Source organism: Kribbella sp. NPDC049584 (assembly GCF_040675555.1).
GTDB lineage: Bacteria > Actinomycetota > Actinomycetes > Propionibacteriales > Kribbellaceae > Kribbella.
Genome location: NZ_JBFAPF010000001.1, coordinates 923,037 through 943,210, shown reverse-complemented (window position 1 = coordinate 943,210; position 20,174 = coordinate 923,037). Strand labels below are relative to the sequence as shown.

At 68.4% G+C, this 20,174-nt stretch carries 21 protein-coding genes; 12 read left to right on the top strand and 9 right to left on the bottom strand.

Translation table 11 applies throughout. The annotated features are described in order from the left end of the window. Position 1: 1 nt before the first annotated feature. Positions 2–1,270 carry an MFS transporter gene (locus tag AB0J62_RS04690; protein ID WP_363864414.1) on the bottom strand — a complete coding sequence of 423 codons (1,269 nt, stop codon included), beginning with the start codon at positions 1,268–1,270 and terminating at the stop codon, positions 2–4. Next, complete coding sequence (locus AB0J62_RS04685; RefSeq protein ID WP_363864412.1) at positions 1,267–1,854, bottom strand: helix-turn-helix domain-containing protein; 588 nt, start codon at positions 1,852–1,854, stop codon at positions 1,267–1,269. The genes AB0J62_RS04690 and AB0J62_RS04685 overlap by 4 nt, the downstream gene beginning before the upstream one ends. A 184-nt stretch (positions 1,855–2,038) precedes the next feature. Here AB0J62_RS04685 and AB0J62_RS04680 point away from each other — a divergent pair, with 184 nt between their 5' ends. Beyond that, a complete protein-coding gene (locus tag AB0J62_RS04680) occupies positions 2,039–2,404 on the top strand; it encodes a hypothetical protein (protein ID WP_134107605.1) in 366 nt (121 codons plus the stop codon). Between the two features lie 9 nt (positions 2,405–2,413). On the opposite strand, the gene AB0J62_RS04675 is transcribed toward AB0J62_RS04680, so the two are convergent. Continuing rightward, positions 2,414–2,794: a PIN domain-containing protein gene (locus AB0J62_RS04675; RefSeq protein WP_363864410.1), complete on the bottom strand. Its 381-nt coding sequence runs from the start codon at positions 2,792–2,794 to the stop codon at positions 2,414–2,416. Beyond that, the gene (locus AB0J62_RS04670) at positions 2,791–3,042 is read right to left on the bottom strand and encodes a type II toxin-antitoxin system prevent-host-death family antitoxin (protein ID WP_363864408.1); all 252 of its coding nucleotides are present in this window, start codon (positions 3,040–3,042) and stop codon (positions 2,791–2,793) included. The genes AB0J62_RS04675 and AB0J62_RS04670 overlap by 4 nt, the downstream gene beginning before the upstream one ends. 163 nt (positions 3,043–3,205) lie before the next feature. On the opposite strand from AB0J62_RS04670, the gene AB0J62_RS04665 reads away from it, so the two are divergent. The 3 genes from AB0J62_RS04665 to AB0J62_RS04655 are packed head-to-tail and all read left to right on the top strand — an operon-like array spanning position 3,206 to position 6,658. Further along, entirely contained in the window at positions 3,206–4,534 is a 1,329-nt protein-coding gene (locus AB0J62_RS04665; RefSeq protein WP_363864406.1) for an SAM-dependent methyltransferase, read from the top strand. Then, entirely contained in the window at positions 4,531–5,649 is a 1,119-nt protein-coding gene (locus tag AB0J62_RS04660; protein ID WP_363864404.1) for a hypothetical protein, read from the top strand. The genes AB0J62_RS04665 and AB0J62_RS04660 overlap by 4 nt, the downstream gene beginning before the upstream one ends. Before the next feature lie 49 nt (positions 5,650–5,698). Then, positions 5,699–6,658, top strand: coding sequence for a GNAT family N-acetyltransferase (locus AB0J62_RS04655; RefSeq protein WP_363864402.1), 960 nt, complete (start codon positions 5,699–5,701; stop codon positions 6,656–6,658). 56 nt (positions 6,659–6,714) lie between these two features. On the opposite strand, the gene serC is transcribed toward AB0J62_RS04655, so the two are convergent. Both serC and AB0J62_RS04645 read right to left on the bottom strand, forming a co-directional pair. Continuing rightward, a complete protein-coding gene (gene serC / locus AB0J62_RS04650) occupies positions 6,715–7,842 on the bottom strand; it encodes a phosphoserine transaminase (protein WP_363865149.1) in 1,128 nt (375 codons plus the stop codon). A gap of 105 nt (positions 7,843–7,947) precedes the next feature. Continuing rightward, positions 7,948–8,799: a phytanoyl-CoA dioxygenase family protein gene (locus AB0J62_RS04645; RefSeq protein WP_363864400.1), complete on the bottom strand. Its 852-nt coding sequence runs from the start codon at positions 8,797–8,799 to the stop codon at positions 7,948–7,950. A 104-nt stretch (positions 8,800–8,903) separates the two neighbouring features. On the opposite strand from AB0J62_RS04645, the gene AB0J62_RS04640 reads away from it, so the two are divergent. Continuing rightward, complete coding sequence (locus AB0J62_RS04640) at positions 8,904–9,653, top strand: AraC family transcriptional regulator (protein WP_363864398.1); 750 nt, start codon at positions 8,904–8,906, stop codon at positions 9,651–9,653. On the opposite strand, the gene AB0J62_RS04635 is transcribed toward AB0J62_RS04640, so the two are convergent. Further along, positions 9,650–10,762, bottom strand: a complete 1,113-nt coding sequence (locus AB0J62_RS04635) for a citrate synthase 2 (protein WP_130440992.1) — start codon at positions 10,760–10,762, stop codon at positions 9,650–9,652. The genes AB0J62_RS04640 and AB0J62_RS04635 overlap by 4 nt on opposite strands. A 139-nt stretch (positions 10,763–10,901) precedes the next feature. Between AB0J62_RS04635 and AB0J62_RS04630 the strand changes: the two genes are divergently transcribed. Next, entirely contained in the window at positions 10,902–12,767 is a 1,866-nt protein-coding gene (locus AB0J62_RS04630; protein WP_363864395.1) for a hypothetical protein, read from the top strand. A gap of 9 nt (positions 12,768–12,776) precedes the next feature. Next, positions 12,777–13,418, top strand: a complete 642-nt coding sequence (pdxH, locus tag AB0J62_RS04625; protein WP_363864393.1) for a pyridoxamine 5'-phosphate oxidase — start codon at positions 12,777–12,779, stop codon at positions 13,416–13,418. Here pdxH and AB0J62_RS04620 read toward each other — a convergent pair. Continuing rightward, entirely contained in the window at positions 13,367–15,541 is a 2,175-nt protein-coding gene (locus tag AB0J62_RS04620) for an MMPL family transporter (protein ID WP_363864391.1), read from the bottom strand. The genes pdxH and AB0J62_RS04620 overlap by 52 nt on opposite strands. A gap of 115 nt (positions 15,542–15,656) precedes the next feature. Here AB0J62_RS04620 and AB0J62_RS04615 point away from each other — a divergent pair, with 115 nt between their 5' ends. The 4 genes from AB0J62_RS04615 to AB0J62_RS04600 all read left to right on the top strand — a co-directional run bounded on the left by AB0J62_RS04615 (position 15,657) and on the right by AB0J62_RS04600 (position 18,548). Further along, entirely contained in the window at positions 15,657–16,364 is a 708-nt protein-coding gene (locus AB0J62_RS04615; RefSeq protein WP_363864389.1) for a TetR/AcrR family transcriptional regulator, read from the top strand. Between the two features lie 300 nt (positions 16,365–16,664). Beyond that, positions 16,665–16,955 (top strand): hypothetical protein, encoded by a 291-nt coding sequence (locus AB0J62_RS04610; protein WP_363864387.1) that lies wholly within the window; start codon positions 16,665–16,667, stop codon positions 16,953–16,955. Then, positions 16,955–17,938, top strand: coding sequence for an SPFH domain-containing protein (locus AB0J62_RS04605; protein ID WP_363864385.1), 984 nt, complete (start codon positions 16,955–16,957; stop codon positions 17,936–17,938). The genes AB0J62_RS04610 and AB0J62_RS04605 overlap by 1 nt, the downstream gene beginning before the upstream one ends. 4 nt (positions 17,939–17,942) lie before the next feature. Then, positions 17,943–18,548, top strand: a complete 606-nt coding sequence (locus AB0J62_RS04600; protein WP_363864383.1) for a CGNR zinc finger domain-containing protein — start codon at positions 17,943–17,945, stop codon at positions 18,546–18,548. A gap of 12 nt (positions 18,549–18,560) precedes the next feature. Here AB0J62_RS04600 and AB0J62_RS04595 read toward each other — a convergent pair whose 3' ends face one another. Further along, complete coding sequence (locus tag AB0J62_RS04595) at positions 18,561–19,283, bottom strand: hypothetical protein (RefSeq protein WP_363864381.1); 723 nt, start codon at positions 19,281–19,283, stop codon at positions 18,561–18,563. Between the two features lie 279 nt (positions 19,284–19,562). Here AB0J62_RS04595 and AB0J62_RS04590 point away from each other — a divergent pair, with 279 nt between their 5' ends. After that, positions 19,563–20,174 carry a TetR family transcriptional regulator gene (locus tag AB0J62_RS04590; protein ID WP_363864379.1) on the top strand — a complete coding sequence of 204 codons (612 nt, stop codon included), beginning with the start codon at positions 19,563–19,565 and terminating at the stop codon, positions 20,172–20,174.

Here is a 20,174-nt window from a genome sequence, read left to right as displayed (position 1 = left end):
GCTAAACGGCGCTGACTGCGTCCCGAACCGGAGCTGCCGTGGTTTCCATTGGGCCCGGCGTAGCCTTCCACTTCTCGTGGCGCCCGATCAGCACTGGTGACATCGTCGCGATCAGGTAGATCGCACCTCCTGCGAGCAGTGCGGGCGCGAGACCGATGCCCGCGATCGCCGCGCCGGCTACGACGCCTCCCAGTGGTACGCCCGTCCAGCAGGCCGCGTTCGACAACGAGTTGACCCGGCCGAGCAGGTGACTGGGGATCCGTTCGACGCGGATCGCGCCGAGCACGGGGTTGATGAAGCCGGCGCCGATGCCGCCGACGGCGTACACCGCCATCAGCGTCCACACGGGTGCGTCCGTCGCCAGGGCGATGAAGCGGGGAGCTCCTGCGATCAAGAACGCAATCGTGAAGATCAGCTTGCGCGGGATGCGGTCACCGATGGCGGACGCGAGGAGGGCGAACGCGGTAGCGGTCACAGCGAACGAGGTGAGGATCAGACTGGTGTGGCCGGGACCGTAGCCGTGTTCCCTGATCCAGACGGGCAGCAGGACGGTGCCGATCGCGGCGTCGAGCAGGTTGGTGACGGCGATCATCGTCACGAGCGGCAGCAGCAGGCGGTCCGTACGGAGGAAGTTCCAGCCTTCACGGAGCCGGCGGCCGTAGCTCTCTTCGGTCTCGTTGTTCGTCGGTTGCCTGTCCTGCTTGGGGATCCAGCGGGCGATCAGTACGGCGCAGACGCCGAACGAGGCTGCGTCGATCCAGAGCGCGTTGACTGCTCCGGCCAGGGTGATCAGTCCGCCGGCGAGTGCGTACGCGAAGAAGCCGGCCAGGCGTTCCGTCGTACTCTCCAGGCCTGTCACGCGTTCGAGTGGGACCTTCGCCGCGCGGGCGATGTCCGGGATCAGGGTCTCCTTCGCGGAATCCCCTGGTCCACGGAGCGCGCCGGCGATGGCTACCAGCGCGAGCAGGGTCGGGAAGTGCAGTAGGCCGAGCGTGTGCAGGAGTGGTACGAGCGCGACGACGCCGGTGCTGGCGGTGTCGGCCAGGACGCTGATGCGACGGGCGCCGACCTTGTCGATGAGCGGGCCGCCTACGGCCTTCACGATGACCAGGGGCGCCATCTCGGCCAGCGCGACCAGACCTGTCTTCACGGGCGAGCCTGTGGTGATCAGTACGAACCAGGGAATGGCGATCGCGCTGACCTTGGTACCGCAGATCGAGACGACGTTCGCGACCAGGAACGCGACGAGCGGAGCGCGGTTCCTGTTCATCGTGTCTCCCGGGGAAACGCCTGGATCTGGACGGTGACCTGCTCGGCGCCCTCCGGCAGGGGAGCGGTCAGGTCAGGTGTCTTGTACTTCTCCAGCACCGCCATGACCTCGTGCATCATCGCGTCGAGCTGGTCGGCTCGCAGGTGGAAGAAGTAGTCCGCCAGCACGCTGGCGTCGCGCCAGTCCTCGGGCATCGTCTGCATCGCGTCGATGAAGCCGAAGATGTTCTCGGCGTACGTCTGGCCGACGCCGTGCAGGAAGCCCAGTGCCAGCTCGGGCTCCTGCTCGAGCAGCTCCGCCTTGTTGAACTCGGTGCCTTGGTGAGCGGACTTCCACCAACGGTCGCGTGCGTTCCCGCGGCTGTCGTCCTCGACCACCAGACCGGCGTCCGCCAGCTGGCGGAGGTGGTAGCTGGTCGCGCCGGTGTTCACACCGAGGCGGCCGGCCAGGGTGGTGGCGGTCTGCGGGCCGTACACCCGCAGCAGGCCGACGATCCGGTTCCGCATCGGGTGGGCTAGGGCGCGCACCAGGTGTCGGTCCAGCCGGACTGTGCGGGGTGGCTGGGGGTTGGTCTCATCGCTCATGGTGTCGAGCATAGGACTGCAAAGGCTCTTTGCAAAGAATTTTTGCAAAGAAGTTCTGCGATTGTCCTTGCGGTCCGCGTTTGGCCTGGTTGTCCACAGATTGGGGATCGGTGGCTCGGGGCGGGCCGGATCGCGGCATCTTCTCTGTCGACCACGCATCGACCGTGAATGGAGAGAACCAGCAATGATGCGCGTGATGCTCGAGGACGCCGACTACTGCGACGTCCCCGCCGACCTGATGACGTTCGACGACGGGGCGGTGGTGTTCTGGCGCGGCGGCGAGGAGGTTGGCCGCCACCGCCAGGCCCGGATCCGCTCGCTCGAGCTGCTCAACCCGCGCTCGATGACCCGCAAGATCGAGCAGGCCCGGAAGAACCACCCGAAGGCGTTCAGCCAGTGGTCCCCCGAGGACGAGCAGACCCTGATCGAGATGTTCCACAACGGCGCCACCAAGGATGACCTCGTCACCACCCTCGGCCGCCAGGAAGGCGGCATCGCAACCCGCCTCCGCTCCCTAGGCCTCCTCACCGACGACCAAAAACTCGAATGACGGCGCGGCTCAGATACCGACGACCTCAACGAGCTCCTGAACTGCGCGGAAGTCCTTCGGGTTTCGGGTGAAGAGGGCAGCCTCGTGAGTGGCCGCGGTTGCCGCGATGACCAGGTCGAACGCGCGGGCGCGCGGCTGCCCTCCTGCGGCCGCAACCGCTGCTGCGAAGGAGCCGTAGGTGCGAGCCACTGCGTCGGTTACCGGCAGTGCCTCAAAAGCGCGTTCGATGCCGGCAAGACGCCGCAGCCGGGCCGCACGAGTCTCCGGTGACTTGGTGACCAGCACCCCGAAGTGCAATTCGGCGAGACTGATGGTGCTGATCGCAAACTCCGCATCAACTGGCTCATCCAGGCCTTCGATGAGGACACTGGTATCTAGCAGTGCCCTCATTTCGTCGGCTCCCAGGGATCGACGAGGTCTTGATCGATCAGGTCGCGATCGGTCTCCCAGGCGTCATCGGTGCGTCGGCTCAGGATGTCTGCGATCTCGTCGTAGTGCCGCCAGTGGTCGCGTTCCGGTGGGCCGAGCACAGCCGCTGGGCGGCCGGACACGGTAATCACCAGGTGCTCGCCGGCCTCGGCGCGGCGGACGAGATCACTCGCGTTCTGCCGCAGCTCACGAAGTCCCAATGCGTCCATGAACCCCAAGGTAGCACATGTGCTACCCGTTGAGCCGGCGTGGGCAAGACGAGCCCTTCGTGCTCGATGGCAGCGGAGGAAATGTGCGAGGAGTCGGGAGGGGGCGACGGTGGGTTCCGAGACCCTTTTGAGATCGGGGGTGGGGGTCGGGGACAATGGCGCGATGCAACCAGTGGTGCGGTCGGGCGAGCCGGCGCGGTCGGCGGAGGCCGGGGCGCTGGAGGTGGTTCGTGCTGCCCTGCTGGATCAGAGCAGTCTGGTGCGGGCGCTGGCGTCCGGGCGGCGTCGCGGGTTCGACCCGCCGGCGTACCTGCGGGTCGAGGTGCGGTACGTCGATCTGAAGGGGCAGCGGCACCTGCAGATCACCGAGTTCGACGAGCGGCAGGCCCACACGCGCAACGTCGCCGCGGCCGACGTGGAGAAGGCGGTCGACGAGCTCCTCGACCTGCCGTACGGGTCGTGGCACGTGGAGACGACGGACGAGACCCTGCGGCTGCGGTACACCAAGAAGGGCAAGGAGCTGCTGCACCGGCAGGACGACAGCCGGCAGCAGGAGACCGGGCACGACCGGGTGAAGCAGCGGGTGCTCGATCCGGCCGCGCCGTTCCTGATCGAGCTCGGTATCAGCGACCACCAGGGCAGGGTCAAGCCGTCGCGGCAGGCGAAGTACAAGCAGATCGAGGAGTTCTGCAAGCTGCTCGCGCCTGCGCTCGACGAGGCGATCGGGGCGGGCCGGATCGCGACGGACCGTCCGCTGCAGGTGGTCGACCTCGGCTGCGGGAACGCCTACCTCACGCTGGCGGCGTACCACCTGCTGTCCGCGGCCGGGCACGACGTCCGGATGACCGGCATCGACCACAACCCGGCGGCCCGGAAGCGGAACGCCCGGGTGGTCGAGGCGCTCGGCTGGCAGGATCACCTGCGGTTCGTCGACGCGACCATCGAGGCGGCCGAGCTCGACGTACGGCCGGATGTCGTGCTGGCGCTGCATGCCTGCGACACCGCGACCGACGACGCGCTCGCGCGGGCCGTCGGCTGGGAGGCTCCGCTGGTGCTCGCGGCCCCGTGTTGTCATCACGACATCCAAAAGCAGCTCAAGAGCGTCACACCACCGGCGCCTTATGCGCTGATGACGCGATATGGCATCGTTCGTGAGCGGTTTGCCGACGTCCTGACGGATTCGTTGCGGGCGGCGGTGCTGCGACAGGTCGGTTACCGGGTGGAGGTCGTGCAGTTCGTGGACAGTCAGCACACGCCGCGCAATCTGCTGCTTCGCGCTGCGCGGACCGGCGCGAAGCCGACCGCCGATCTCCAGACCGAGTACCAGGCCCTGATCACCGAATGGCAGGTCAACCCCCGCCTGGCTCAACTCCTCCTACCCGTAGAGACGCCATCGGCCGAGACTCCGCCTGGTACGACGGGGATCGCCGCGACTGGGCCGGCTGCGACGCCGCCTGGCGGGCGGGCCGTGGGCGGCGGGGTGGGCTTGTGAGGCGACTTCGGACCGCGTTCGCGCTGGTCGGGGCGACGCTGTGCACGCTCGCGGGTGTGGCGCTACCCACAACGGCCACAACGGCCTCCGCGACCTCGGCGATCGTGCAGGCAGACCCGACCCCGGCCGCTCCGAAGAAGCTGTTCACGATCCGCGACGACCGGATCAAGGAGTCGTCCGGTCTGGCGAAGAGCGTGAAGCACCCCGGCACGTACTACACCGTGAACGACTCCGGCGACACCGGCCGGGTGTTCGCGATCGACTCGACGACCGGCAAGGTCGAGGCGGTACTGCGGTTCGGCGCGAAGGTGAGCGACGTCGAGGCCCTCGGCGTGGACCGGAACGGCACGATCTACATCGCGGACATCGGCGACAACAAGGCCGACCGCGAGCAGATCGAGATCTACACGATCCCGGAGCCGGAGACGCTCGAGGACGCCGACGTCAAGTACCACCAGTTCGACTTCAAATACCCGGACGGCGCGCACGACGCGGAGACGCTGCTGATCGAGCCGGGCACCAGTCAGCTGTACATCGTGACGAAGGAGCTCAAGGGCACCGGCGCGATCTACGCCGCCCCGCCCGCCCCGAGCCGCCAGGGCACCAACGACCTCTCGAAGCTCGCGCCGGCGCCGTCCGGGATCATCACCGACGGCACATTCTTGCCGGACGGCCAGCGCGTGGTGCTCCGGACGTACACCGATGTCGCAACGGTCGCCTGGGGCGATACGCCCACCGTGGTCGCGCGCGGCGCCGCAGTCCTCGGTCAGGGCGAGACCGTGGCGGTGGGCCCGACCGACAACACCGTCCTCGTCGGCAGCGAAGGCGCCAACTCGGCCATCTACCAGCTGACGGCTCCCGCCAAGGCAGTCGCTTCCACCCCGCCGTCCGCAGGCGCGACGCCGAAGCAGGCCACGACGTCGGACTCCGGCAACTCCGACTCCGGCAAGAATCACAACCTCCGCTGGATCATCATCGGCGCCGGCCTGTTCGCGCTGATCATCACGATCGTGACGTTTCCTCCGGGCCGCCGCGAACGCCTGGACCGCCAAGCCGAGAACGACCGCCTGACCGGCCAGTCCCCACCCACAGGTCATCGCCGCCCGCACGTCTGATCCGCAAATCCGGAAGCTGTACGTCCGGAACCGGTCCTAGCATCGGGGCATGGAGCACGAGTTCAGCGGCGAGGTCATCGAGTGGCGCGGTCCGGCGCCGTACTACTTCGTTCCCGTCCCGGACGAGGACGCTGCCGCGCTGAAGGAGGCCGCGTCGGCCGCCGGCCACCACAGCTGGGGCATGCTCCCGATCCGCGCACGCCTCGGGACCACGGAGTGGAAGACGTCATTGTGGTCGAAGGACGGTGGATACCTGCTGCCGCTGAAGGACGGCGTGCGTAAGCCTCAAGGACTGGACGCGGGCGACACGGTCGACCTTCGGCTCACGTTCGAGGCGCCGGCTCGCAAGCAGACACGGCGCGAGCAGACACAGCGGAAGCCGGCCAAGCGGGTTCCTGTTCCACGTACGGCGGGTTCGAGGGAGCCGGTCACCGACGAGCAGCTCACGATCGTTCCGGCGAACGAGGCGTCGTGGGAGGACCTGCAGGCGGTCTTCGGCGCCGGCGATCCCGGACGATGCTGGTGTCAGCGGTTCCGGATGCTGCCCAAGGAGTCATGGGCATCTGAAGGTCCCGACGAGCTCGCCTCCCGGCTCCGCGACCAGACTGCCTGCGGCAACCGCAAGGCGCAGGAGACCAGCGGCCTGATCGCGTACGTCGACGGCGAGCCTGTCGGCTGGTGCGCCGTCGCTCCGCGCGCGGACCACCCGAGGCTGCTCCGCGACTTCCGCGTCCCCTGGCTCGGCCGCAACGAGGACAGGACCGACCCGACCGTCTGGGCCGTGACCTGCTTCGTCACCCGCGCCGGCTACCGCCGCCGAGGTATCGCCCGCGCCCTGGCCCGAGCCACCGTCCCCTTCGCCCGCGGCAGTGGCGCCCAAGCCCTCGAGGGCTACCCCGACCTCGTGGACGGCGGCTCCGTCGGCACCCTCGCGATGTTCACCGCCGCCGGCTTCACCGAAGTAAGCCGCCCCGGCAACCGCCGAGCCGTGCTCCGCATCAACTTCTGAGCAAATGAAGCAGCCGCCGTACCCACGTGAGTACGGCGGCTGTTCGGTGACTCCGGTTACTTGAGGTTCTCGACGACGTAGTCGATGGCCTGGGTCAGCTTCTCGACGTCGTCCGGGTCGACCGCGGGGAACATCGCGACGCGAAGCTGGTTGCGGCCCAGCTTGCGGTACGGCTCGGTGTCGACGATGCCGTTGGCGCGGAGGACCTTGGCGACCGCGGCGGCGTCGATCGCGTCGTCCAGGTCGATGGTGCCGACGACGAGGGAGCGGGCGTCGGGGTCGGTGACGTACGGCGTCGCGTACTCCGACTTCTCGGCCCACGTGTACAGCCGGTTGCTGGAGTCCGTCGTCCGGGCGACGCTCCACTTCAGGCCGCCCTGGTTGTTGATCCAGTCGGTCTGCTCGGCCATCAGGAACAGCGTGGCGAGCGACGGCGTGTTGTAGGTCTGGTTCTTGCTGGAGTTGTCGACAGCGGTCGCGAGGTCCAGGAACGCCGGGATCCAGCGGCCGGACGCGGCGATCTCCTCGACCCGGGCGAGTGCTGCCGGGCTCATCAGCGCGATCCACAGGCCGCCGTCGGACGCGAAGCCCTTCTGCGGCGCGAAGTAGTACACGTCGGCCTCGTTGACGTCGACCGGCAGACCGGCCGCACCCGACGTCGCGTCGATCGCGACCAGCGCACCCTCGTCGGCGCCTTCGACGCGCTTGACCGGCGCCATCACACCGGTGGAGGTCTCGTTGTGCGGCCACGCGTAGAGGTCGACGCCGGCCTCGGCCACCGCGACCGGGCGGGTGCCGGGGTCGGACTTCACGATCGTCGGGTCGCCGAGGTGCGGGGCGAGCTGAGCGGCCTTCGCGAACTTCGACGAGAATTCACCGAAGCTCAGGTGCTGGCTCTTCTCCCGGATCAGCCCGAACGTCGCGATGTCCCAGAACGCGGTCGAGCCGCCGTTGCCGAGCACGACCTGGTAGCCCTCGGGCAGGCTGAACAGCTCGGCCACGCCCTGCTGTACGCGGGCCACCAGGTTCTTCACCGGGGCCTGGCGGTGGGAGGTGCCGAGCAGCTTCGCGCCCTCGGTCGCCAGCGCGGCGATCGCTTCCGGGCGGACCTTCGACGGACCCGAACCGAAACGGCCGTCAGCGGGTTTGAGCTCAGCAGGAATCTGAATGTCGCTGGTCACCAGCGTCTTCCCTTCGTCGTCTGCATCTCAGAAAGCCGACGACGCTGTCAGCGCCCACCATCCTCCCACACCGCTCCCACCCCACCACCCGGGGGCTCACCGCGCGGACTACTCGTGCTTGCGGGTGATGGTCTGGGTGCCGGTCAGGACGGCGACCGGGCCGTCCGGGGTCTCGGTCCACTCGCCGCAGGCGCCGCCGCCTTCGGCTACCTCCAGCGTGAGTTCGGTCCCGTCCATCCGGAGGGCCGGGTGGTAGTACTGCGCGACCCGCTCCGCCTCGCCCTCGATGTAGTGGCCGATCAGCGCCCGCCGGAACCGGTCCGTGGTGACATTCGGGTTGCTCCCGTGCACCAGCGCCCCGTGGAAGAACAGCACGTCGCCCGGTTCCATCTCCACCGGTACGGCGGACCCGGTCGACGGGAGCGGCACCGTGACATCGGTGAAGCTGACCGTGGTGTCGGCCTTCTCGGTGCACAGGATCGGCCAGCGGTGCGAACCGGGCACGACCTCGAGGCACCCGTTCGCCTCGTCGACCCGGTCGAGCGCCATCCACGCCGCGACGCACGTCCCCGGATCGGCCTTCAGGTAGAAGTTGTCCTGGTGCAGCGCCTGCCCGCGGGAGCCCGGCGGCTTGAAGTAGACCATCGTCTGTACGGCGTACGGCGACCGTCCGAGCAGCGTCGTCATGACCTCGTGGATCCGCGGGTCGATCAGCCACTGCAGCGACGTCTCGTCCCAGCGGTGCATCTGCGCCATCCGCGGATACCGCTTCAGCGGGTCCCGGTCGGTGGAGTTGTGCCCCGCGAAGTCGTGCGAGCGCGGCCCGCGGTGCCGGACCTCCATGTAGTGGTCCCGCAACCGGTCGACCTCGTCAGTGCTGAACAGGCCACGGACCAGCGTGTAACCGGTCCGCTCGAACTCTTCCCGAAGTACGACGTCGATGTTGGATGAAACGCTCATGCACGACTCCCGCGGATGTGCTCTACGCTGCTGGTCAGATCCAATTCTCCTGCCTGGTACCGGCACCGAACCACGGAGGATTCGCGCGAGGAGTTGAACTTTTGTTGCATCGACTAGAGCTCGAGCTGATGTCGGCGCCGACCTTCTGGCGGTGTGAGCCGAGCTGGTCGTGGACCTCACGCCCGCTCGCGGATCACCTGCTCTGGTGCGTCATGGACGGCCGCGGCGAGTTGGTTCTCGACGGCGAACGCCAGGACCTGCACCCGGGCATCTGCGCGGTCTTCCAGCCCGGCGACGCCCCGCGCGCCACCCACGACCCGCATCGCAGGCTGCTGGTCTTCGGCATGCACTTCCAGACGACCGGCGCGGCGCCAGACCCGCGCTGGGGCGAGGTGATGGACCGCGAGCTGCTCGGCGTTCTCGCCCGCACCAGCGACGCGTCCTACCGGCGGCAGGACGCGCTCGGCCGGCGCCAGGCGGAACTGTGCCTTGAGCAACTGATCGCGCTGATCTGGGACGCCGTCCACAACCCGGGCCGACGCGTCACCGACACCGCCGTCGACGAGATCGCCCGGCAGCTCCGGCAGGACCCGGGCCGCGACTGGACGGTGGCGGAGATGGCCTCCAAGGCTTCGCTGAGCCGGGCGCAGTTCACGCGCAGGTTCGTCACGCAGTTCGGGATGTCACCCGCGCAGTACCTCATCCAGGCCCGCATCGATCGCGCACACCAGCTGCTGACCGAGAGCGGCATGACCGTCACCGAGACGGCCGCCGCCCTCGGCTACACCGACGTTCCGTACTTCAGCCGCCAGTACAAGCAACGCACCGGCCGCACTCCAAGCCAGGACCGTTAGGCCCAGTCGGGGTTCCAGCCCTCGATCGCGTCGGCGGGCCGGGACGCGGGGCCGGAGTAGATCGCCGACGGCCGGATCAGCCTGCCGGTCCGCTTCTGCTCCAGTACATGCGCACTCCAGCCGGCGGTCCGTGCACAGGTGAACATCGACGTGAACATCGGCGGCGGCACCTCCGCGAAGTCGAGGACGATCGCCGCCCAGAACTCCACGTTGGTCTCCAGCACACGGTCCGGCCGCCGCTCGCGCAGTTCGGCCAGCGCGGCCTGCTCCAGCGCCTCAGCCACCTCGTACCGCGGGGCGTCCAGCTCACGCGCCGTACGACGAAGCACGCGGGCGCGCGGGTCCTCGGCCCGGTACACCCGGTGCCCGAAGCCCATCAGCCGCTCGCCCGCGTCCAGCAAGCCCTTCACGTACGAGCGTGCGTCGCCGGATCGCTCCACACCCTCGATCATCGTCAGCACCCGCGCCGGCGCACCGCCGTGCAGCGGGCCGGACATCGCGCCGACCGCACCGGACAATGCAGCAGCGACGTCCGCACCGGTCGATGCGATCACCCGTGCGGTGAACGTCGACGCGTTCATGCCGTGCTCGGCCGCGGACGTCCAGTACGCGTCGACCGCCTTCACATGCTTCGGATCCGGCTCACCGCGCCAGCGGATCATGAACCGCTCGGTGATCGTCGTCGCCTTGTCCACCTCGCGTTGCGGCACCATCGGGTGGCCGACGCCGCGGGCCGCCTGTGCGACGTACGACAGCGCCATCACCGCCGCCCGGGACAGGTCGTCACGCGCCTGCACGTCGTCGATGTCGTAGAGCGGCCGCAGACCCCAGGCGGGTGCGAGCATCGCCAGCGCGGACTGTACGTCGACGCGCACGTCGCCGGTGTGCACCGGCAGCGGGAACGGCTCGGCCGGTGGCAGGCCCGGGGTGAAGGCGCCGTCGACCAGTAGGCCCCACACGTTCTCGAACGGGACGCGGCCGACCAGGTCCTCGATGTCCACGCCGCGATAGCGGAGCGCCGAACCTTCTTTGTCCGGCTCGGCGATCTGCGTGTCGAAGGCGACCACGCCTTCCAGCCCGTGCTGCACCTCGGTCCTCGGATCAGACATGCCACTCCCTCGTCCTCGTATCGGCGCTCCCGCAGCATAGTTCTCGGAACTGATGACAACACAGCTTTGTGACCGGTTCGAGCCGGTCGGGGCTCGGTCCGGGCGGAACTTTTGCCGCGGAGCCCGCATCAGGCTCTGCATGGAAACGCTGGTCGCCTACACCTTCGCGCACGACAGCGCCGCACGCGCGGCCGCCGGTCGTGCCCGCGTGGAGGCGTACTACGGCGATCTCTGGCAGCACAAGGCCGAACACCAGGGGTACGACGGCCAAGCGGTCGGACTGCACATGTGGGACCGCCGCGACGACACGTGTCTCTGGCCGTCCTGGCACGACGGCGGAGACGTCCGCGTCGCCAGCGTGCACGCCCCGCTCGGCTACCAACGGGTGATCGGTGACATCGCGCCGTACTACGCCCCTGCCCACCTGGCGAAGGCAGTACGGCGTACTCCGGCGAGCTTCCTCGACCTGCCCCCACCGTTCACGCTGGCGGCTGTGGACCCGGGTGCGGAGCGGCTGGACCTCTTCACCGACTCGATCGGCGTCGGACGGCTGTTCCAGTTGCGGCTTCCGGACGGATGGGTCTGGAGCAATCGCCCCGCCGCGACATTGCTCTTCGCCGGAATGCCCGCTTCACCAGCTCCGAGAGGCTGGAGCTTCGCCGCTGCCTGCGGCTGGTTCATGGACGACAGTACGCCGTACGACGGTGTACTGACCGTTCCTGGTGCGACGCATATCGTTGCCGACGGCTACCGTCAGCAGCGGACCGTCAGCCGGATCGAGACAACCAGCGTGTGGTCGACGGACAACCAGGACACAGCAGACGAGACAGCCGCCGCATTGCAGGACGTGGCGCGGTCGGTGGCTCGCCTGTGGCCGGGACGGCCGACGGTCGACTTGAGCGGTGGGCGCGACTCCCGTGTGGTCGCAGGTGCGTTTCTGGCTGCAGGTGTCGCGCTGAAGCTCAACAGCTACGACGCGGTCCCTGGTGAGCTGGAAGTCGCAGAGTCATTGGTGCAAATGCTCCAGCAACCAGTCGAACACGCAGTAAGCCGTAAGGTCCCGTCCAGAGCGACTGCCGCCAGACCGCAGCCGGTGGAGATGGTCAGCCGAGCAGTCCGCTGGCACAGGTACTCCGAAGGGCTACGACCGTCCAGCTACCTGTTTCACACGCCTCCGACCTCCCTTGCCGGCGTTGCCCACCTCGCGATCGGCGGTGCCGGCGGCGAGGTGGCACACGGCCACTTCTACCCACGCGACGTACTGCAGCTGGATGCCCTGCCGCTGCCGGACAAGTTGCGTGCCTTCAGCAACCATCTGCAGGCCCGCCTGGTCGCCACCGCGGGCCCGAGCGACACCGCCCGCGCCGCCGTCGCCGAGCAGATCGAGCGTGTACTGCGCACCGCCGTCCACGGCGGCATCGAGAACGCGACGATGCTCGACTACTTCTACGTCGTCGAACGCCTCCGCCGCTGGGGTACGACGGGGGAGCGCACCGGCGTCGTCTCGCCGCTCCTGGTCCCCTCGTTCGTTCGGTCGGCCTTCGCACTGGATCCCGCGCAACGCCTTGACAACGCACTGCACCGCGAGCTGCTCCGGCGGCTGGTGCCGGCGTGGGTCGACGTACCGTTCTTCAAACCCAGCCCCACGGTCAGCACCCGCCGGAGCCCCGCCAAGGTCCGCTGTCTGGCTGACGCTGCCGACCGCGAGCTGATCGAGCAGCTGCTCCAGGACGTCGAAGGCTTCGAGAAGCTCGACACCCTCTGGGCCGCCTCGGTCGCCGGCGCCAGTTCGGCCGCCGGCGAGGCCACGCTCCGCCAGGCGCTGTGGCGGGCCACCTTCGACCAGCACCTCGCCGAGGTCAACCGTCACCTGCCAACCGCCCCTGCGAACCCGAAGCCGCCCGTCAGTCGGCCGCCTGCACCGCAACGCCATCCGCTGGTCAGGGCAGTAGGTCGAAGCAAGCTGTGGCGGGCCTATCGCACGGTCCGGCCGAAGCGTAAGTAGGCTCGACGCGTGGATCTTGCGGAGATGCGGCGTACGTACGGACTGGGGGAGCTGCTCGAGGATCAGATGGCTTCTGACCCGGTCAAGCAGTTCGAAACCTGGCTGCAGCAGGCCCGGGAGGCCGGCCTGGCGGAGCCCAACGCGATGGTGCTGGCCACGGCGGACCGCGACGGGCGGCCGTCGGCGCGGACGGTTCTGCTCAAGCGTGTCGACGAACGCGGGTTCGTGTTCTACACCAACCAGCAGTCGCGCAAAGCCGACGACCTGTCCGACAACCCGCACTGCGCGCTGGTGTTCCCGTGGCACGCGATGGAGCGCCAGGTCCGCGTCGAGGGCACGGTCACCAAGCTCCCCACCGAAGAGGTCGACGAGTACTTCGCCAGCCGGCCGCGAGAGTCACAGCTCGGCGCGTGGGCGTCGCAGCAGAGCCAGCCAGTCGCGTCCCGCGAGGAGCTCGACCTGCAGTACGAGTCGTACGAGCGCCAGTGGCCCGAGGGCACCGAGATCTCGACGCCGTACTTCTGGGGCGGCTACCTGGTCGCTCCAGAAGTGATCGAGTTCTGGCAGGGCCGGGTCGGCCGGCTGCACGACCGCCTGGCCTACCGTCGTGCCAGCTCAGGTTCCTGGGAGCTCGTCCGGCTCCAGCCCTGATCGGTTTCGCGGAACCCGTTGCGCTCCCACCACCGCACCAGCGGTCGCGGCGCCCACCAGTTCGCCCGCCCCAGCAACCGCATCGTCGCCGGCACCAGCAGCGCCCGGACGATCGTCGCGTCCAGGGCGATCGCGATCACCAGCCCGACGCCGATCATCTTGACGAACACGATCCCCGACGTCGAGAACGCCGCCACCACGATGATCAGCAGCAACGCCGCGCTGGTGATGATCCCGCCGGTCCGCTGCAGGCCGTGCGCGACCGCCTCGGTGTTGTCGCCGGTTCGGTCGTACTCCTCCCGGATCCGGCTGAGCAGGAACACCTCGTAGTCCATCGACAGCCCGAACAGTACGGCGAACAGCAGCACCGGGTTGGTCGCATCGAGGAACCCGGCCGGCGTGAATCCGAGGAACCCGGACAGATGCCCGTCCTGGAAGATCCACACCATCGCCCCGAAGGCCGCCGACAACGACAACACGTTCATCAGCAACGCCTTCGCGGGCAGCACGAACGAGCCGAAGGCAACGAACAGCAGCACGAACGTCACCACGACGATGAACCCGGCCATATACGGCGCGCGCTCCTTCAACACGTCCAGCAGATCGATCACCGCCGCCGTCTCACCACCGACCTGGACCTGCGTACCCGTCGGCGCCGGCACCGCGCGCACCCCGTGTACGACGTCTCGCGCCGCCAACTCCTGCCCGGTGAAATGAGTGTGCACGACAACGGACGCGACACCGTTGGCGTAACCACCGATCCGCACGTTCTCCACGTCCCGCACCTGCTGCAGCCGAGAGATGTACGGCGCCAGCGCCGCCGCCGGATCGCTCGGTGCTGAATCGAACCGCACGGCCGCGTAGATGTCCGACCCGCCCGCCCCCGGGAAGTCCCGCTGGAGCGTCTCGGTCACCGTCCGCGAAGTAGCGCCCGTTGGCAACGACCGATGATCCACCCCACCCAGCTGCGCCGACAGGAACGGGATCCCCAGAATCAGCAGTACCGGGACGAGCACGAGCACGTATCGCACCGGCCGCCGCATCACGCTGTGCGCCAGCCGATACCAGGCGCCCTGCGAAGCGGAAGCCTTGCGTGGCCTGAAGATCCGCAGGCTGTTCACGCGATGACCGAGTACGCCGAGCAGCGCCGGCAGCGCGGTCAGTGCCGCGACCATCGCGATCGCCACGGCGGCAGCGCCGCCGTACGCCATCGACTTCAGGAACATCACCGGGAACAGGACCAGGCTGCTGACCGCCACGCCGACCGTCACACCGGAGAACGCGACTGTCCGCCCGGCCGTCGCCATCGTCGTGGCCAGCGCGCTCTCGACGTCGTTGCCCCGAGCAAGTTCTTCGCGGAACCGGGTGACGATGAACAGCGCGTAGTCGATCGCCAGCCCGAGCCCGATCATCGTGACGATGTTGATCGAGAAGATCGACACGTCGGTGACCGCCGACAACCCGCGCAGCAGCACGAACGAGCCGAGGATCGCGAGCGCACCAACGAACAGCGGAAGCGAGGCCGCGACCAGACCGCCGAACACGACAACCAGCAGCACCAGCACGATCGGCGTCGAGATCGACTCGGCCTTCACGATGTCGTGCTCGGTCTGCGTGTTCACCTCGTCGAACACCGCGACCTCGCCGCCGACCTTCGTGTCGAGCCCGGCAGGCGCAGCCCGGACCTTCGAGGCGATCCGGTGAAACGTGTCCAGCCGCGCCTCCGGCGTGCCGCCGGCCAGCGTGAGTACGGCGTACGTGCTGTGTTGGTCTTTCGACACGAACACCGGCGACTTGGTGCTCCAGTACGTCGACACGCCGGTCACGTCGGCGCTCGGCAACCCGGCGAGATGGCTTTCGACGGACTGCTTGAAGGCCGGGTCGGCGACGGTCTCGGACGGGCTGCGATAAAGCACGACGACGTCGGTGCCGGTGCGGCCAACGTTCTGCTCGATCGTCGCGACCGCGTTCGCGGCCTCGGTGTCCGGCGCGTCGAAGCCGCCGTTCGCCAGCGAGCCGAAGACGCCGGTGCCCCAGGCCAGTCCGAGGACGACGAAGACACCGGTCAGGGCGAGCACCAGACGGCGGCGCCGGTACGTGAAGTGGCCGAGCGTCTCGAACACGAAACTCTCCCCAGCGAGTAGATTTGAGCGGCAGCAGCTTGAGTGAACAGCGTTAACTGTTAACGGTGTTCACTCTAAGGTCCTGCCCTACCGCGATGTCAAGGAGAGTTTCGAGATGGAGAGCCGGGACCGCCGGAGAGCGGCGACGCTGGCCGAGATCAAGGCGGCCGCGCGCCGGCTGCTGGTCAGCGGCGGATCGGCCGCGGTCGGCCTGCGGGCGGTCGCGCGCGAGCTGGGCCTGACCCCGCCCGCGCTGTACCGGTACTTTCCGAGCCACGAGGCGCTGATCGGCGCGCTGATCGCGGACCTGTACGACGAGCTGACGGCCGCGCTGATGCAGTTGCAGACGACCGAGGAGGTTCCGGATCTGGGCGAGCGGTTGTACCTACTAGCCAACGGCCTGCGGAACTGGGGTCTCGCGCATCCGGCCGAGTTCGCGCTGCTGTTCGGTACGGCGGTCCCGACGCCCGACGCGGACGACCACGACGAGACGCCCGGTCACCAGGCGGCGATGCGGTTCGGCGCGGTCTTCAAGGAACTGGTCGCGCAGATCTGGCACTGGAAGCCGTTCCCGTACCCGCCCGACGAGCTGCTCGGCAAGGAGCTGATCGCCCAGCTCACGCAGGAGTCCGAGCACTTCCAGGGCATGCCGCCCGGCGCGATCTACCTGTCGCTGACCTACTGGACCAGGCTCTACGGGCTGATCTGCATGGAGGTCTTCGGCCAGCTGCACTGGGTGCTGCCGGATGCCGGCGCGTACTTCGAGGCCCAACTCCGCGAGATCGGCGAGGCGCTCGGCCTGGACTGCCCGCCGGCCGACTGAGGGCCGACTGAGGCGCCGACTGAGGGCATAAAAAAGCCTGCGGGCGCTTCCAGAGACACGACCGGGTGGCCGAACTCAGGGTCAGGCGGACTACCTGACTGCCCGCAGGCCCGGTGGCTGGCGTTGTATTGGCCCACCACTTGCCCACTTAACTGTGGTTGGCGGTTAGCCCGCCGCCACCTCACGAGTCCGATAGCAATTCATGCGTTGGACCACCTCCCTTCGCGTGTACTGCGAACTTACTGTCCGGCGGTCAACGGTTCAACCGTTTTTCGCCCTGGGATGAACGACAATCGGGACATGATCGAACTGGGCCTGATCCCGCTGCTGGTACTGATCGGAACCGCCTGGTTCGGGTGGGCGTCGTACCGCCGGGCCGTCCAGGCAGAGCAGGCGCTGGCCGAGGTCAACGCCGAACACCGGGCACTGACGCACGAGGTCAGGTCGCTCGAGCGGGCGGTCGCGGCTGCCGAGCAGGGCCTGCGTACGCTCAGCTCGCATCCGTCGGTACCGCGCGACGTCGCGGTCACCGCCGACCTGACCCTCGCCGACGTACGGCGATTGGTGGAACGCAAGGAGCTCGACGACTGATGGTCAAACTGGGGAACGCGGCCGCCGCGATCAAGCCCAAGGGCGGCGGCAGCGTGAAGGCCAAGGTGATCGGTGGCCTGATCGTCGCGGTGATCGTGATCATCGCGCTGTTCAACATCTTCAACTTCGCGAACACCGACGCGAACCGGATCGGTCTGCACTACGGCGGCGGCGTGATCGAGGACAAGAAGTTCAAGTCGATCGTCCCGCCGGGCTCGACGAACAAGCTGATCGGCCCCGGCGACACGCTCTACACGTACCCGATCGACCAGCGGTCGTACATCATCGGCGGTGACGGCGCCGACACCGACGCGGCCGACGAGGTCACCGTGGTCAGCAAGGACAACGTCCGGCTCGGCGTCCGCGTGCAGGTGTACTTCACGCTGAACCGGGACAAGGACGTGATCAAGTCGTTCCACGAGCGCATCGGCCTCAAGACCGAGGCGTACGAGGAGCAAGGCTGGAACGACATGCTGCAGAGCTACTTCCGGCCGCAGATCGACCGGGCGCTGGCCGCGGTCGCGACGAACTACGGCTGGGCCGAGCTCTACAACAACGAGGCGAAGAAGTCCGCGTTCCAGAGCGCGGCGGCCAAGGAGTTCACCCGGCTGCTGCCGGCCGCGGTCGGCGGTGACTACTTCTGCGGCCCGGGCTACAACGGCAGCAACGACTGCGGCGAGCTGTCGTTCACGATCCAGAAGCCGATGCCGCTGGACAAGGGCATCATCGACGGGCTCGAGGCCAAGCAGCGCGCCGAGCTGGCGAAGGCCACCCAGGAGCAGAAGAACCAGCAGGTGAACGTCGAACTGCAGTCGGTCAAGCAGCAGGTCGCGATGCTCGGTGCGAACGGCTACCTGCTGAAGACCGCGATCGAGTCGGGCAAGATCCAGTTCATGGTCATCCCGCAGAACGGCAACGTCAGCATCCCGGTGCCGACCCCGACGACCACCCCCACGACCCCGACCACGCAGCCAGGCGGCTGATCGGATGAGTTCGCTGCCGTCCCACCTCGAGCTGGTGCAGGGCGTCGTCCTGCCGAGGCCGGTCGGCGCGCATCCGGTGCTCGACTTCGTCAACACCCGGTCCGAGTGGACCACCCGTGGCCCCGCCCGGACCGAGTGGCTGACGTCGTACGAAGCCTTCCTGATCTGGAACTCGTACGTCGGCCTGTTGTCGCCGGCCACCGTGTTCCGGCTGATCGAGCAGGCCGGCCGCAGCTCGAGCGAGGTGGCACGGCGGTTGCAGGCCACGCTGGACTTCCGCGTCGACCTGTACGACGTCCTGACCGACCAGGCCACCGCGACGACCTTCGAGGCTGCCGCGCGCGTGATCGAGAAGGCGTACGGCGGCCGGCGACTCGTGTCGACCGATGACGGGCTGACCTGGGAGCTGCGGGAGGACCTCGCGCTCCCGCTCCACAACCTGGCGGTACTGGCCGGCGACCTGCTCACCGGCCCGTCCCGTGAGCACGTCCGCACCTGCCCGTCCTGCGGGTGGTTGTTCCTCGACCCGCGCGGGCGCCGGCGCTGGTGCTCGATGGCGACCTGCGGCAATCGCGCCAAGGTCCGCGCCCACGCGGCGCGAGCGCGCTAGTTTCTGTGTTTTCTAGTTGAAGGCCGCCGGGTCCACCGTGATCCAGGTGTGCTTCGCGCGGGCGAGTACGCGGCCGTCGGCGTCGTACAAGGTGCTCGCGGTGAACGTCTTGCGGCCGTCCTCGCCGAGGTAGCGGCCGAGCGCGACGCATTCCTCGCCGACCTGCGGGCGCGCGTCGACGCATGCGGTCAGCTGGCCGAGCACCGAGGGCCGGCCTTCGAGGTCGATCGTCCAGCCGCCGGGGCAGTCGAGCGCCGCCCAGAGGAACAGCTCATCGACCAGTCCGCCGGTCGCCAGATCCGCCGCGGGCTTCCAGGTGCACGCCGTACGCCCGTCGCCGATCGGCCCTGGCCGGAGCTGAAGACCGGCCTGGTTCGAGGGGCCGCAGACAAAGCAGTTCGCGAACGGGTGGTCCTGCAGCCCCCGGTACGCCGCCTCCGCGGCCCGGGCTTCGTCCGCCGGGACGGGATCGATCGTCGCGTCGGCGAGGAAACCGCTGTCGACCGGTACTGCGTCCGCGACCAGCTCGTCACCGTCGGTCAGCTGAGCGCCGGCGGCGTCGGCCGCCAGGGCGAGGTCTTTCTGCAGTGGCGGCGGCATCCGCAACCGGACCTGCGGGACGTGTACGCCGTTGAGCTGCGCCGCCAACGTGGTGCCGACCAGGCCGGCGACGTATCCGCCGTTGCCCGATCGCTCCGGCCCCCGGAATCGTTGGTCGACCCGCACGAAAGTCATGGCTCCGGACCCTAACGCAATAACAGGTTTCACCCGGTCGTACACGGTCTGTGCTGGAGGTGTGAGTGCCGAGAACCGTGGGAAGGAAAGGGTTTCAGAGAAATCTGAGGATTTCTCGGAACAACTGAGCTGAGCCCTCCAGTTCAAACGACCGTTTGAACTATGCTGACTGCAGGCTACTGCGCGTGAGCAGGTGGGGTGCCTGCGCGAGCAGTGGCTGGGGGGAAGGAGAACTCTGTGGAGACACCGGTCGAAACGACCCGGGAGAGATTGCTCAACGTGGCTGAGCAACGATTCGGAGAAGGGGGTTACGAGGGCACTTCGCTGCGGGCCATCACGGTCGCGGCGGCCGCGAACATCGCGGCGGTCAACTATCACTTCGGTTCGAAGGAAGCGTTGCTACGGGCTGCCGTGGCGCGTGCGATGGCGCCGGTCAACACCGAACGGCGGCGCCGGCTGGACCAGTTGGAGGCCGGCGGGGCGCCGACGCCGGAGGAGCTGATCCGGGCCTTCATCGAGCCCGGGCTGGAACTCGTACTGCGCCGGGGCGAGCGCGGTGCCGTGGTCGCCCGGTTCATCGGCCGGATCGCGTTCGATCCGAGCCGGCGGATCCGGGAGCTGTACGCCGCCGAGTCGGATCCGATCGAGAGCCGGTACCTGGCCGCGCTGCAGCGGGCGTTGCCGCAGGCGTCGCCGGATGCCGTCGCCTTCGGGTACATGAACATGCTCGGTCTGCTCGCGTTGCACCAGTCACAGGCTCTGTCCCCGACGCCGGGTGCCGCCGGCGCTGCGAACACTGCGAACCCTGTGAACACCGAGGATCCCGGCAAGCTCGCCGAGAACCTGGTCGCGTTCCTGGTTGCGGCCTTCGACCGCGGCCTGCGGGCCTGA

Bases quoted from the DNA above. Each gene is read 5' to 3' on its own strand.
- AB0J62_RS04645 (WP_363864400.1), bottom strand. From the start codon at position 8,799: ATGAGCGTTTCATCCAACATCGACGTCGTACTTCGGGAAGAGTTCGAG.
- AB0J62_RS04680 (WP_134107605.1), top strand. From the start codon at position 2,039: ATGATGCGCGTGATGCTCGAGGACGCCGACTACTGCGACGTCCCCGCC.
- AB0J62_RS04600 (WP_363864383.1), top strand. From the start codon at position 17,943: ATGAGTTCGCTGCCGTCCCACCTCGAGCTGGTGCAGGGCGTCGTCCTG.
- AB0J62_RS04655 (WP_363864402.1), top strand. From the start codon at position 5,699: ATGGAGCACGAGTTCAGCGGCGAGGTCATCGAGTGGCGCGGTCCGGCG.
- AB0J62_RS04635 (WP_130440992.1), bottom strand. From the start codon at position 10,762: ATGTCTGATCCGAGGACCGAGGTGCAGCACGGGCTGGAAGGCGTGGTC.
- AB0J62_RS04610 (WP_363864387.1), top strand. From the start codon at position 16,665: ATGATCGAACTGGGCCTGATCCCGCTGCTGGTACTGATCGGAACCGCC.
- AB0J62_RS04615 (WP_363864389.1), top strand. From the start codon at position 15,657: ATGGAGAGCCGGGACCGCCGGAGAGCGGCGACGCTGGCCGAGATCAAG.
- AB0J62_RS04630 (WP_363864395.1), top strand. From the start codon at position 10,902: ATGGAAACGCTGGTCGCCTACACCTTCGCGCACGACAGCGCCGCACGC.
- AB0J62_RS04685 (WP_363864412.1), bottom strand. From the start codon at position 1,854: ATGAGCGATGAGACCAACCCCCAGCCACCCCGCACAGTCCGGCTGGAC.
- AB0J62_RS04670 (WP_363864408.1), bottom strand. From the start codon at position 3,042: ATGGACGCATTGGGACTTCGTGAGCTGCGGCAGAACGCGAGTGATCTC.
- AB0J62_RS04605 (WP_363864385.1), top strand. From the start codon at position 16,955: ATGGTCAAACTGGGGAACGCGGCCGCCGCGATCAAGCCCAAGGGCGGC.
- AB0J62_RS04665 (WP_363864406.1), top strand. From the start codon at position 3,206: ATGCAACCAGTGGTGCGGTCGGGCGAGCCGGCGCGGTCGGCGGAGGCC.
- AB0J62_RS04595 (WP_363864381.1), bottom strand. From the start codon at position 19,283: ATGACTTTCGTGCGGGTCGACCAACGATTCCGGGGGCCGGAGCGATCG.
- AB0J62_RS04675 (WP_363864410.1), bottom strand. From the start codon at position 2,794: ATGAGGGCACTGCTAGATACCAGTGTCCTCATCGAAGGCCTGGATGAG.
- AB0J62_RS04690 (WP_363864414.1), bottom strand. From the start codon at position 1,270: ATGAACAGGAACCGCGCTCCGCTCGTCGCGTTCCTGGTCGCGAACGTC.